Source organism: Bacteroides sp. RCH18 (assembly GCF_058231005.1).
On the sequence record NZ_JBIPTC010000002.1, the window covers coordinates 2,057,404 to 2,071,787 of the forward strand.

A 14,384-nucleotide genomic window follows, 5' to 3' on the forward strand; every position below is an offset into this window, starting at 1 on the left:
ATTTACTATTAGATTACTGTAACTCTAAAGTAACAATTGACTTAGCCGGTAGTTTTACCTTCATAATTCCTTTATTGATTTTTACCTCTTTGAAGGCAGCCGGTTTTACAATATTAGGTTTTTCGAAGGAGTTGTAATCGGTCAGATTAGCAGAAGTCAGGATTTCTCCAATCGCCTTTTTGGCATTTACGTCCGGAAGATTGACTGTGATTTCCTGTGCGTTGTCTGCATTCATGTTGGAGAGAGAAATATGGATCACTCCGTTTTTGTCCTTAGAAGCTGTTGCGCTGACCATAGGAACTGTACGGTTATCGCGTACGTTCATTTTCTCGCAAGTCAGGTCGAGTGGGAGATAGGTTGCATCCTGATGCACTTTGTACATCTTAAATACATAATAAGTAGGAGTAAGTACCATATCTTTGTCTTTAGTCAGGATCATAGATTGCAGAACGTTGACTATCTGAGCAATGTTCGCCATTTTCAGACGGTCGGTATATTTGTGGAATACATCGAGACTTAAAGAAGCAACGAAGGCATCACGCAATGTGTTTTGCTGATACAGATGACCTCTGACCGTTCCTGGTTCTTCGTCCCACCAAGTGCCCCATTCGTCAAGCAAAAGGGCAATCTTCTTGTCTTTATCATATTTGTCCATGATGGCGCAATGTTTTTTGATGACATCTTCCACTTCAAGACATTTGCCCATCGTCCAGTAATAATCGTCTTTGTTGAATTGGGTTGCCGCGCCCTTGCTGCCGCTCCATCCTGTAACTGTATAGTAGTGTAAGGATAGACCTTGCATCCGATGACCGACACGATTCATCAGTACATCCGTCCAGTTATAGTCGTAATCACTGGCACCACTGGCTATCTTGAACAGATGATTGCCGTCATAGTTACGGCAATAAGTAGAATAACGACGATACAGATCGGCATAATATTCAGGACGCATGCTGCCGCCGCATCCCCAGCTTTCATTTCCTACACCGAGATATTTTACTTTCCATGCCTTGTCTCGGCCATTCTTGCGACGCAGATTTGCCATTGGAGAATCACCGTCGGAAGTCATGTACTCCACCCATTTGGCGAGTTCTTCTACCGTGCCGCTGCCTACGTTTCCACTTATATATGGTTCGCAGCCCAGCATCTCGCAAAGGTTCAGAAATTCGTGTGTTCCGAAACTGTTGTCTTCAATCGTTCCTCCCCAGTTGTTGTTCACCATCTTCGGACGGTTTTCTTTGGGACCGATACCGTCCATCCAGTGATATTCATCGGCAAAGCAACCGCCCGGCCAGCGGAGAACGGGAACAGACAAGTCTTTTAATGCATTAAATACGTCCGTGCGGTATCCTTTGATATTAGGAATATCCGAATTTTCGCCTACCCAAAGACCACCGTAGATACATGAGCCCAGGTGTTCGGCAAATTGACCGTAGATTTCCTTCGGGATGATTTCTTTGCCTTGGTCGGCATGTACAGTGATGGTAGCATTCTTTTGTGCAGAAAGAGATACCGAGGCTGCCAGAAAGGCCGTGCTGACTAATAGTTTTGCTTTCATAAATGGAATTTGTTTAAATGATTATATAGAAGTTTGATTTTTACGATGATCATTCTCTTGTTCTTACGATTATTTCAGTAAACGTACTTCATAAATGGCAGAGGTCCATTCTGTTCCGTCCGGCTTAAAAAGAATCTCGCAGCTTCCTGCTTTTAACTTACGGGGCAGGAGATAGCAGAGTGTGATAAAACTGTCTTTGTCGGCTTTGCTGATAGTGGGATGAACGGTCAGTTTTTCGTTATTCAGCAGGATCACTGCTTTGTTCCGATCTTCTTGCCGTACGGTAATCATCAGCTGACTTGCTTCTTCTTTTACTTTCAGGTTATAGCTGAACCAGCCTTTAGCCCGGCGGAAATGATGGTCTTTATCGGTGCCGGTTTCGGATGCTTCATATTGAATGCCATGATCAGATTCCGGTTGCTGTTCACCGGGGAAGATCAGGTCAACTGTCTGATTCGCCAGTTCGGTCGCTTTCCGTTCGGCTGTAGCCATTTCTTCCTGAATCGTTTTGAACTGTTCTTCACTGGCTTGGCGGAAATAAACGGCATAACGGGAATTATGCAGGCGGAAGAACGGAATAAGCTCCAGTGATTTACTCTTTTGTGTCGGATAAACGTTTCCATCATAACTAAAAGCTAGTTTGCTTCCGCTCAGTTTGTGAAGAGAATGGCGGATAGAATCGGGATTCCCGATCAGCATCGGGATCTCTTGCAAAGGAATTTGCCGGTCGTGGGCAATGTGACCGCCGCGGCTGTCGTCTGCATAGATGCCGTCAAGGTTTTCTGTTCCTGTAGAAGCTGCAAGAACGATGGGACCGTATAAGAAAGCATAGTAATCTTTCTTGTCGGGAATCTGCTCCAGACTGACCTTCATAGGCAGATGAAAGGTGATCATATCTCCTTTCTTCCACTTACGCCGGATGGGGAGGTACGTACTGGCTCCCGCCTGTTTGTCATAAAGGTGTTTCTTACCGTTGATGGTGATTTCATACCCTTCTGAGTTTCCTGTCCATTCCGGTATACGAATCATTAATGTCAGTTTCTTCTTAGCGGCTTTGTCTATTCGTAAGGTAACTTTTTCATCATCAGGGAAGAGAGTTTCCTGCGTTAATGTAACGCCTTGTTCTTTCCAGTTCAGTTGTGAAGGAATAAAAAGATTGACGTAAAGCGTATCTTGTTGATGCGCATAAATAAATTCACCATACTTGGTATGATTTTCCAAGCCTGAACCGACACAGCACCACATCGATGTTTCTGGTTGCGAGTATACCCGATAATGTCCGGGACGCATCGGAGTAAAGTAGACGAATCCGCCTTTATCCGGTTCTTGTGATGACAGGATATGATTGTATAGCGCACGTTCATAATAATCTACATAACGTGGGTCCGGTTTGTTGGAGTTGCCAACGTCTCCGGAGTTCTGATAAAGCATTTTTGTCAGCCGGAGCATGTTGTAAGTATTGCAAGTCTCCGGTCCCTGAACGTCATTCAGCATAGACGTAAAGTTGTCCGATGGATGAAAATGTTCGCGTACGCTATTCCCGCCGATACACACAGAACGGTGATTGACTACGGTATTCCAGAAAAAACGGGCTGCATGATCCCATTCTACTGCATGATTCCAGTCTTTGTCATCCTTTGAAACTTCGGCTACCCGTTTGTATCCGATTACTTTAGGAATTTGTGTGTTGGCATGCATTCCGTTTAACCTGTCTTCGTTTTTGATAAGCGGGTCGAGAATGACTTTATGAGAGAAACGGCGTGCCAGTTCCAGGTATTTCTTATCGCCTGTTATTTCCGCTACATCCGCAAACGTTTCATTTAAGCCGCCATGCTCACTACGGAGCATATCCTGCATTTGGCTGTCGCTAAGACCGGAAGTAATATCAATCATCCAGTCGGTGAGATTAATCAGCATCTGACGTGCCAGATTGCTGTGGGCATACAGGTAAGCGTCCCGCAGTCCGGCATACGTTTTGTGTATATTATAGAGGGGTACCCATTTGCCGTTTAAGCTGAAGCCTCCGGCACGAATGTCACCTGCTTTGATTTCTTTCCAAAGTTGGAGGCTTCCGGGTGTTCCTCCGATAAATCCTGTGCCGACAGCTTGCTGTGCACGGTGTAGTTCGTTGAGCATATAGTTGAGCCGGTTGTAAATCACCGTATCTCCGGTGGAGGCATACATCATGGAAAGTGCGGAAAGGTAATGTCCGCCGATGTGACCGTCCAGTCCTGTATTCTCCCAGTTGGTATAGCTTGGGGCTTTGGGTGTCAGTCCGGCTTCGCGAAGGAAAGGAGCTGATAATCTGTCCGGATCGAGAGCTAAGATATAATGTAAATCAGTCTGTTGAGCTTGCAGAAAAGGACTGTCTAATAACTTCACATTTTGAAGGGAAAAGTAAGAGACCTGATGGTTCGTCTGGGCTTTTCCGATGGAGATGGATATAATAAGGGCAAGTATGAACGAGGTGGTTTTCATGATAATAGCTTCCCCCTTGACCCCCTCCAAAAAGGAGAGGGAATGAGGATATTTATGTTAATACTAAATTCAGGGAAAGGGGGAGAAAGGTCTCCGTGAAGCCGCTTATTTGAATTTGACAGCTGCTTCTTCTATAGGCAAACCTGCCTTGTAGCTTTCGATGTATGTGTTGAAGCCGGCTACATCTTCGGGTGTGGGTGATACCTCGACACCAGCATCGCTGACAAATACACTTTCATCCAGGAAATCGGCAAGAGATTGTCCCTTTTTATTGTTTACCAGGTAAGAACCCAGCAGGGCAATTCCCCATGCACCGCCTTCACCGGCTGTTTCCATAACAGATATGGGCGAGTTGATGGCTGCTGCAAGTACTCTTTGACCGACTCCTTTGGTTCTGAACAATCCTCCGTGACCTGTGATTCTGTCGACTTTGATCTTTTCTTCGTTGAACAGGATGTCGTTGCCAATCTTGAGAACTCCGACTGAAGCGTACAAATGAGCCCGCATAAAGTTTGCAAGGTTGAACTTGTCATTGGCCGAACGTACGAACAAAGGTCTTCCCTCGGCAAGTCCCGTAACAGGTTCGCCTGAAATGTAGTTGTAGGAGAGGAGGCCACCGCAATCGGCATCACCGGTGAGGGCAATGTTATAAAGTTTGCCATAGAGTTCATCCATATCTACAGGTATATCCAAAAGTTCTTGGTATTCTTTGAACAGGTTGACCCATGCGTTAAGATCCGAAGTACAGTTGTTGCAATGTACCATGGCTACGAGGCTTCCGTCGGGAGTGGTGACCATGTCGATCATTTCGTATGGCTTCGACAATTCTTTTTCCAATACGATCATAGAGAAAGAAGAAGTACCTGCCGATACGTTGCCGGTGCGTTGTTTGACGGCGTTGGTTGCTACCATGCCAGTGCCTGCGTCTCCTTCCGGCGGGCAGACCGGTATTCCTGCTTTCAGATGACCCGATGCATCGAGCTTTTTACAGCCTTCCGGTGTGAGGACACCGGCATTTTCACCGGCCGACAATACTTTGGGCAGAATATCTTCCAGTTTCCAACTGTATTCTTTCGAAGCAATCAGATTGTCGAATTTGGCCACCATTTCGGCGGAATAGTTGTTGGTAGTCGGATCTATGGGGAGCATACCCGATGCGTCACCAATGCCCAACACCTTTTCGCCTGTTATCTGCCAATGTACATAACCTGCAAGAGTTGTCAGGAACTTGATGTCTTTGACGTGCGCTTCGTTGTCCAGAATAGCCTGGTACAAATGAGAAATGCTCCATCTCAACGGGATGTTATAGACAAATAATTCGGATAATTCCGCCGCTGCACGGCCTGTATTGGTATTTCTCCAAGTGCGGAAAGGCACGAGGATTTCTTCTTTTTCATTGAAAGGCATGTAACCATGCATCATGGCGCTGACACCGATGGCCGCCAGTGTTTCGATCTCTGTGTCGTATAATTTCTTTACGTTGGAGCGGAGGTCGGCATAGCAATCTTGCAGTCCGGACCAGATGGCATCAATGCTGTAAGTCCAAAGTCCGTTGACCAGTTGATTTTCCCATGTGTGGCTGCCTTGAGCGATAGGTTTGTTTTCCTGGTCAATCAGAACAGCTTTTATTCGTGTAGAACCGAGTTCTATGCCAAGGATGGCTTTACCTGTCTCTATGGTTGATTTTGCATCTAATTTCATGTTGGAACCGATATTTTAAGGTATAACAATAAGTGTGGAGACCAAAGACTGAGTCTACTTTCAAAAGGCGGAAGTGTCTTTAATTCGGGTTGAATTAAAAGTCGTCAGTATTCATATTGTATGTGATTAAAAAGTCGATTCTATCTCCAATCTCCTCCTTCGGGAAGGAGGAGTACCCGTAGGGGGAGGTGGTAGGTGAATACATAACTCTGTCATTTACAGTAAAATAGGAATGATGGTCCTTTTTCCTACCACCTCGGTCTTCGACCACTCCTCCTTCCCGAAGGAGGAGAATGGAGATGATACCGACTTTTTAGTCAGTCCCAATGGAGATGGTACCGACTTTTAAAAGTGAACTCAGTGATTGGTTTTTAGCAAAGCGCTTTGTTCAGCATGTAATATACTTCATTCATGCGCAGTTCTTTCTTGAAGCAGCTGATAGTCGTATCTTTATTGATATGTACCATTTCGATGCCTGCGATTTCCGCATAATCTTCCCAGTATTCTGCTGTCAGGTCATATGAGAAGCAAGAGTGGTGAGTTCCACCGGCCAGAATCCATGCGCCTGCGCCTACTTCGAGGTTAGGCATCGGAATCCAGAGTGCGGAAGCAACCGGCAATTTCGGAAGTGGTTTTGGTTCGATACATTCTACATCGTTTACGATCAGACGGAAACGGTTACCCATATCCACTACAGTTGCGGTGCAGCCTGTTCCTGTCTTTGAAGTGAACACAAGACGGGCAGTCTGGCTCTTACGGATACCTATGCCGAGGAAGTGTACTTCCAGACGAGGCTTGTTAGCTGCGATAAGCGGACAGATCTCTAACATATGTGACTGTAGGATAGAACTGTTGGCACCATCAAAGTTCAGTGTATAGTCTTCGAGGAATGAACAGCCTTTCGGAAGTCCCTGATTCATTACCCATACAGTGCGATAAAGAGCAGCCGATTTCCAGTCACCTTCAGCACCGAATCCGTAGCCTTCTGCCATCAGGCGTTGAGAAGCCAGTCCCGGAATCTGATCGAAATAGCTACCGTCAGTCTGACCCAGATCGTCAAAGTTGGTAGTGAATCCTTTGGCGCCTTTCGCTTTGAGGATAGCACGGAGAGCAAGCTCGGCTTTGGCAGCATTCCATACTTTCTGATAAGCTTCGGTTGATTTGTCTTCCAGAGAAGCGTCGTGATCGTAATCATTGAAGTAAGTAGCTACCAAAGCATCTACATCAGCATCTTTAATTTCTTTGTGATATTCCATCAGCTCGCTTGCCGGGCAATAATCTACATGATAGCCCATGCGCTGTTCTGCTTCTACCTTGTCACCATCGGTTACGGCTACATTATTCATCTGATCGCCGAAACGGATAATCAGCATATCCTGAGAGTCAGCCCAACCTGCGCAAACACGCATCCAGACAGCAATCTTATGCAATGTTTCTTCTTCTTTCCAGTAGCCTACCACTACTTTGCGACGGATGCGCATACGGGTACAGATATGTCCGAACTCGCGGTCGCCGTGAGCTGACTGGTTCAGATTCATAAAGTCCATATCCATTGTATCCCAAGGAATTTCCTTGTTGAACTGAGTGTGTAGATGCAGCAATGGTTTCTTTAATTGTTGCAGACCATGAATCCACATTTTAGCAGGAGAGAAAGTATGCATCCAAGTGATGACGCCTACACATTTGTCATCGTTGTTGGCTGCTTTGAATACAGCTTCCACCTCTTTAGAAGAGTTGGCCGTTCCTTTGTATACTACTTTAACAGGAAGTTTGCCCGATTCATTCAGACCGTTAACCATTTCGTTAGAGTGTGCGTCTACTGCGATTACTGCATCACCTCCGTACAAGAGCTGTGCTCCTGTTACGAACCATACTTCATACTGATCAAATACGTTATTCATAATGTTTTAATTTTTAATTTATAATCTTTACTCGTTTTATTGTCCGTAGTAAGCGTTCGGACCATGCTTGCGGCTGAAGTGTTTCTCTACCAGCAGTGGGTTCATTGTTAAATTGGGATTCACGGCATAAGCAATGCTTGCCATTTTGGCAACTTGTTCCATCACTACTGCATTGTGTACGGCATCGTGTGCGTCTTTTCCCCAAGAGAAAGGCCCATGATTCTTGACCAATACTCCCGGTGTATGTACAGGGTTCAGGCCTTCGAAACGTTTTACGATTACGTTTCCGGTTTCCAGTTCATAGGCACCTTTTACTTCCGCTTCCGTCATATCCGCTGTGCAGGGGATTGCATCATGGAAATAGTCAGCGTGAGTAGTCCCGATATTAGGGATATCACAACCGGCCTGCGCCCATGCGGTAGCATAAGTAGAGTGAGTATGCACCACTCCGCCGATTTCGGGGAATGCTTTGTAGAGTACCACGTGAGTAGGAGTATCTGAGGATGGCTTCAGCCGTCCTTCGACGACTTTGCCATCCAGGTCCACTACTACCATATCTTCCGCTTTCATATCATCGTAACTGACTCCACTGGGTTTGATGACTACCAGTCCCGTTTCACGGTCGATGGCAGAAACATTTCCCCATGTAAAGATGACTAATCCATGCTTTACCAATTCGAGATTGGCATGAAATACTTTTTCTTTCAGTTCTTCCAGCATATTGGTTATAATTTAAATTTCGGGTCCTTGCGGTAGGCTTTGCCGTTGAATTTATACAAGGCTGCACCCCGTTTGGAACCCAGTTTATCTATTTTATCCGTCTTTTCGATAAAGTCCATTTCTGCGACACGCTTGCGGAAATTCCGTTTGTCCATCGGTTCGCCGTAAATAGCTTCGTAGAGACTTTGCAGTTGGGACAGTGTGAACAGTTTCGGCAACAGATTGAATCCGATAGGCTCGACAGATGCTTTCTGTTTCATCATCTCCCGTGCTTTATCGACCATCTCCGGATGGTCGAAAATTAGTGCGGGGAGTTCGTTGATGTTTACCCAGTAGGCATTGTGCTTCTGAACCAGTTCGCGGTCGTACTCATTGATGTTGATCAGCGCATAGTAGGCAATCGAAACTACCCTTTCGCCCGGATCGCGGTCAATGGCGCCGAAGGCTCCCACCTGTTCCATGTATACGTTTTCCAAACCTGTAAGTTCAGCCAATACACGTTTGGCAGCGTCGTCCACACTTTCGTCTTTTTGCACGAATCCTCCCATCAGTGACCATTCGCCCATTGCCGGTTCGAAGTTTCTCTTCAGCAGCAGCAGGCTTATTTCGCCTTCATTAAAACCGAAGATGATGCAGTCGATACCGAGATAGAAGGTAGGATTCGAACTATAATAGTTTTTCATCGTTTGAATGAATTTATTTAATTACCAGAAATACCAGTAGAAGGCACCTGTGATAGCAAGGATGATTACTGTATGAATGATATCCCAGTGATCCCAGCTTGCGCGGGTAGCCGCTTTTTGTTCTTTCGTTGCCGTACCGAATACCAGTCCCTGAATCTTTTCAGCTGTCGGAGCTTCCGTGGCAAGGCTGACTGCGATGACTACGATGATACAGAACAGGAACATCCATCCGCAGAAGAAGAGCCAGTTCATATCGTAGAACAAGTATTTGAAGGTAGAATCTGCCACTTCACCTGCGTTGCTGTAATATACTTTGGCACCCAGACGAGTCAGACCGATGACCATACCGGCGATCAATCCCCACATACCACCTTGTGCGGAAGTACGTTTCCAGCAGATACCCAGCAGGAAGGCAGCGGCAATACCCGGAGCCAATACAGACTGAACGTCCTGCAAATAAGTATAAAGTACATCACCTACGCTGCGCATGATAGGAATCCAGAGAATACCGAGGATTACGATCACTACAGTTGCTATCTGACCGATACCTACCAGTTTCTTTTCCGGAGTCTCCGGACGGAAGCGTTTGTAGAAGTCGATTGTAAACAACATGGCAGATGAGTTGAACAGTGAAGCCAGCGAGCTCATCAAGGCAGCGAGGATACCGCATACTACCAGACCTTTCACACCGGCAGGAAGCAATTTAGCTACCAGGGTAGGGAAGGCGGCGTCAGCGTTGGCAGTACCATTGGCAAGCATCGGAAGGAAACCTTCGCCACCGGCACCGATATATTTCTGATGTAATGCGAAAGCAATCATACCCGGAATCAGGAACAGGAATACAGGCAACAGTTTCAGGTAAGCGCCGAAGATAGTACCGCGACGAGCCTCTTTTTCATTCTTTCCGGAAAGTACACGTTGTACGATGAACTGGTCAGTACACCAATACCAGAAACCGATAATGGCAGAACCGATAAGTGCACCCAGCCAAGGGAAGTTCGCATCATCGTTGCTGCGGATCAGGTTGGTCATGGTGTCACCGTAATCATTGACCGTCACAGCACCGCACACTCTCATCATTTCGTCCCAGCCTCCCAGTTCTTTGAAACCGAGCACAAGGATAATCAACGAGCCTAACAGAAGAATCGGAGTCTGAAGTACAGAAGTATAAAGTACCGATTTCATACCACCGAAGATTGTATATAGGGCAGTGAGAACTACCAGTCCGATAGCGGCAATCCAGAAGAAGTCGATTCCCCAGAGTTCCTTGATGCCGAATACTTGCTGGAATACTAGTCCGCCGGCATATACTGTCACTGCTACCTTGGTTAATACGTAACTTACCAGTGAGATGACCGATAAGATGGTACGTGACTGAGGATTGTAACGACGTTCCAGAAATTCCGGCATCGTGTATACCATGCTTCGTGAATAGAAAGGTACGAATACCCATCCCAGAATCAGGATCATCCATCCCTGAATTTCCCAGTGAGCCATCGCCATACCGCTTGAAGCTCCTGCTCCCGCCAGTCCGATCAAGTGTTCCGAACCGATGTTTGATGCGAAGATAGAGGCACCGATCGCAAGCCATGTTGCGTCACGTCCGCCTAAGAAATAATCTGCCGAGTCATTTTGTTTTTGTCTGACTACCCAAACAATAATACCTATCAGAGCCAAGAAGAAGACTCCAATTACTAGCCAATCTAATGCTTCCACAATAAATTTGATTTATAAGTTAATATTATTTCTCTGTCGAGAATTTAAAGATACATTCGCTGTTGTACGTTTGTCCCGGTTCCAGCACAACGGACGGCCAGTCGGCTTTGTTGGGGCTGTCGGGGTAGTGTTGTGTTTCGAGACAGACAGAAGCACGTTGGTTGTAAACGATGCCTTTCTTTCCGCTTACGGTTCCGTCGAGGAAGTTACCTGTGTATACCTGAATACCCGGTTCGTTGGTATATACTTCCAACGTGATTCCGGTTTCGGGAGACGTCAGTCTGGCAGCTACCTGCGAGATGTCACCTTTGGTGTTGAGCACCCAGTTGTGATCGTATCCGTTGCCGTTCTTGAGTTGGACGAAGTCGTAATCCTTGATATCTTTGCCTACCGCTTTCGGAGTAGTGAAGTCCATCGGAGTATCTTTGACCGGAACGATTTCGCCGGTTGTCATGAAGGTGCTGTCTACCGGAGTATAGTAATCTGCATTTACATACATGATGTTGTCTGTCGATGTTTTTGACGGATCACCAGCCAGATTGAAGTAAGAGTGGTTGGTCATGTTGATGATTGTCTTTTTGTCGGTAGTAGCGCTGTACTTGATGTCGATGGCGTTGTCATCTGTCAGTTGATAGGTTACTTTAGCAGTCACATTTCCGGGGAAATTCGCGTCACCGTCCGGAGAGATAAGAGTCAGTTCCAGTGTTGTCGGATTGATAAGGTTGGCTTCGTATACTTGGTATTGCCATCCTTTCGGGCCTCCGTGCAGGCAGTGGCCGAAGTTGTTTTGCGGCAGTTGGATGGTATCTCCGTCCAGTACAAAACGCCCTTGGTTGATGCGGTTGGCGTAGCGGCCGATAGAAGCACCGAAATCACTGGGTACATTAATATAATCAGCAATGCTGTCAAAACCTAAAACTACATCCTGCATCTTGCCGTTCTTGTCGGGCACCATGATGGACACGATGCGTCCGCCGAAGTTAGTGATGCATACTTCCATACCCGCCTTATTCTTTAAGGTATAAAGAGCTGTTTGGGCATTATTCACTTCTGTTTGAAATTTTGCCGGGTCAAGACCGGATAAAGTCAGCTCGGAAGCCGGCTTGTTATTGCACGCAAAGAGCATCAGCGCGGCAATACCTGCAAGTAGAAAATGTTTTTTCATGGTTTTATTTTTAATGTAAATGAGATGCTTATCTTATTTTGGGTGTAAAAGTAACACTTTTGTTTGGTGTATCAAATACACTCTTATATGTTGTGCAACATAAAAGGATAAGAACTTTACTGTTACGTATAAAACTATCGCATGCTCCTGTCTTCGGAGCGGGATCGTTATATTGCATTTTCTCTTTCTATATAGAGCTGAATAGTTTTTGGGGCTTGGAACCAGAGTTTCACCAGCTTGAAACTAAAGTTTCTTCAGTTTGAAACTAAAGTTTCCTCTGCTTGAAACTAGAGTTTCATCCGCTTGGAACCGTTGGTTCCGGCATATGGAAACGAATGAACCTACGCATGACCTGTCGGCAAAGTCCGGTAGATATAGCAGCACTGTGACGGCAAAAATTGCCATCACAGTGCTGTCACTAGTTGCTGTCACTGCTTTACTTCTTCATTATAAGAGAGTTATGCTCTGCTTTGTGACGGTGACAGCAAAACACATATTTATTTTTCTATAGAGGGTTATTGGAGTTTCTTCCCCCAATACGTCTTTTGATTACCCTGCGCCGCATACACGATCGTATGTGTTCGCGGACTGGCTTCCCAGTCGACTTCGCGTTGCAGATAGAGTACTACTCCGGCGCTTGTCGTGATGGTCTGAGTCGCTGCATCAAATGTCCATGTAGCATTCTTCCAGCTGCCGGAAGTTATCTTATGCGTACCGAGATCATAAGTCATCGTTTCGGACGTTCGTTGGGTGCCCGTACTGTTGGTCAATGCCAGATGTTCCCAGTCTCCGGCTATTTCATTTTCCGTGATAGGTGCTTGCGGAACGGCTCCGTAACGTTCGGGCATGACGAGAGGCCAGCCGTTGGCATCCCAGCGGATGCTGCGTACATGTCCCATCATGATGGCGTTGGAGTATTCATTGCCGCCTACGTTCACGGGGAAACGTCCTTGTGAAGTATAGAACCAGTTGCCGGCTCCGTCATCGAAGATGCCACAATGGGAAATACCGACCCAGCCGTAGCTGTTGTCGAACCGGTAAGGAGCAGTCAGTATCGGATATAGTTGCGCGCTGCCCATAGCGGAATTGCCGTGTATATCTACATAAGGACCGTCGATGTTTCTGGAACGGCAGACACGTGTGTTGTATTCTACCGACAGTGAACCGTAAGCCAGAAACAGGTAGTAATAACCGTCACGATAGATCACTTCGGGACCTTCGGATGCCTGCCAGCGGCTGGTGCCACGTGTGGCGATTATCTTTCCATAACCCGAATTGTCTTCCCCCGTGATGTCCCAGGGATTTCCCAAAGCATTCAGCGGCTTGCCGTCTTCCGGATTTACCTGTAGGGCAGCGATACCGCTGTGCCATGAACCATAGATCAGCCAGTGTTCGCCATTTTCCGTTATTATATAAGTAGGGTCGATCGCATTGATTTTAAAATACCCTTCCCAGTCATTGATGCTGCTGCGCCCATAATCCGTCTTTCCCTTATCGCTGGCAGAGCAGACAACGAATCCTTTGTCTTCCCATATATTACTTGCCGGATCGGAAGTTTCCATCAGTCCGATAAATGCGCGTTCGGTCCATGAACCGTCAAAGTTGCCGTTGTTTTCAATCTCCGGTTTTCCGGTTTGGATGTAGTTCGTGATTACGATGGAATAATACATACGGTATTTTCCGTTCGATACTTTTCGTGCAACAGGTGCCCAGTATCCGTAAGACGGATTGTCAATCGGTTCCAGTCCCATCTCCTGACGGTAGGCATTCAGCTTTTCTTTGATCCATGTCGGGGGCGTTTCACTCATGGTTGCTCCCAGGTACTCCCAGTTGACGAGGTCTTTGGAACGCCGTGCGTGGAAGTGTCCGTTTCCGCTGTGCGCGTTGCCGTAAGAAGCGTCTGTCTGATACATATAGTAATATCCGTCATCGGCTTTCATTACCGTAGGGTCGTGTACGTTGGCAAGGTTCCAGTCATAACGATTGCTCCAGGCAGAGAAACTTGTGTAGTCGTCTACATATGTAGGCGCTTCGTACGCTGCCAGTTCATCGCTCAGTGTCTCGGCGGGAGTCGTGAAAGAAGTTTCCTCCGAGTATCTGGGCTCTTCGTTGTAAAGGGTGACAAAGGCTCTTACGTAGTACCTTGTCTGTGGAGTCAGGCCGGTCAGGGTCGTACTGATTTCCGATCCTCTGACTTCGGAGGTCGTGTCATAAATGTCCGGATGGGATGCCGTGCCGTAGCAGAATCCCCGTTTGACGATATTCACTCCTTCCGTTCCGCTGATATTGGCGGATAAGGTAACTTTGTTATACCCCACATTCGTATATGCCGGCGTTGTGATGCTTAAAGCTCCTGATGCGGAGTTTTCATCGTCGTCGCTGCACGCTGCTAGGGCGAGCGTGCAACAGAGTAGAAGATAGATGGTCTTTAAGTATTTCATATCTCAGTCTTTCTTTTTTTA

General features: G+C 46.5%; 9 protein-coding genes. All 9 read right to left on the reverse strand.

The genetic code is table 11. The features are described from left to right. Positions 1-13 precede the first annotated feature (13 nt). Positions 14-1,558 carry an alpha-N-arabinofuranosidase gene (locus ACHLI0_RS23255; RefSeq protein WP_225720807.1) on the reverse strand — a complete coding sequence of 515 codons (1,545 nt, stop codon included), beginning with the start codon at positions 1,556-1,558 and terminating at the stop codon, positions 14-16. A 69-nt stretch (positions 1,559-1,627) separates the two neighbouring features. Then, positions 1,628-4,036, reverse strand: coding sequence for a beta-L-arabinofuranosidase (locus ACHLI0_RS23260; protein WP_490750128.1), 2,409 nt, complete (start codon positions 4,034-4,036; stop codon positions 1,628-1,630). A gap of 105 nt (positions 4,037-4,141) precedes the next feature. Then, positions 4,142-5,737 carry a xylulokinase gene (locus ACHLI0_RS23265; RefSeq protein WP_490750129.1) on the reverse strand — a complete coding sequence of 532 codons (1,596 nt, stop codon included), beginning with the start codon at positions 5,735-5,737 and terminating at the stop codon, positions 4,142-4,144. Positions 5,738-6,108: 371 nt separating this feature from the next. Further along, positions 6,109-7,638 carry an L-arabinose isomerase gene (araA, locus tag ACHLI0_RS23270; RefSeq protein WP_010537646.1) on the reverse strand — a complete coding sequence of 510 codons (1,530 nt, stop codon included), beginning with the start codon at positions 7,636-7,638 and terminating at the stop codon, positions 6,109-6,111. 36 nt (positions 7,639-7,674) lie between these two features. Further along, entirely contained in the window at positions 7,675-8,358 is a 684-nt protein-coding gene (locus tag ACHLI0_RS23275; RefSeq protein WP_016267882.1) for an L-ribulose-5-phosphate 4-epimerase, read from the reverse strand. Between the two features lie 5 nt (positions 8,359-8,363). Next, complete coding sequence (locus ACHLI0_RS23280; protein ID WP_008760645.1) at positions 8,364-9,041, reverse strand: NUDIX hydrolase; 678 nt, start codon at positions 9,039-9,041, stop codon at positions 8,364-8,366. 21 nt (positions 9,042-9,062) lie between these two features. Further along, positions 9,063-10,757 (reverse strand): sodium:solute symporter, encoded by a 1,695-nt coding sequence (locus tag ACHLI0_RS23285; protein ID WP_490750130.1) that lies wholly within the window; start codon positions 10,755-10,757, stop codon positions 9,063-9,065. A gap of 25 nt (positions 10,758-10,782) precedes the next feature. Beyond that, positions 10,783-11,922 (reverse strand): aldose epimerase family protein, encoded by a 1,140-nt coding sequence (locus ACHLI0_RS23290; protein ID WP_490750131.1) that lies wholly within the window; start codon positions 11,920-11,922, stop codon positions 10,783-10,785. 515 nt (positions 11,923-12,437) lie between these two features. Next, positions 12,438-14,363 carry an arabinan endo-1,5-alpha-L-arabinosidase gene (locus tag ACHLI0_RS23295; protein ID WP_490750132.1) on the reverse strand — a complete coding sequence of 642 codons (1,926 nt, stop codon included), beginning with the start codon at positions 14,361-14,363 and terminating at the stop codon, positions 12,438-12,440. Between the last annotated feature and the right edge of the window lie 21 nt (positions 14,364-14,384).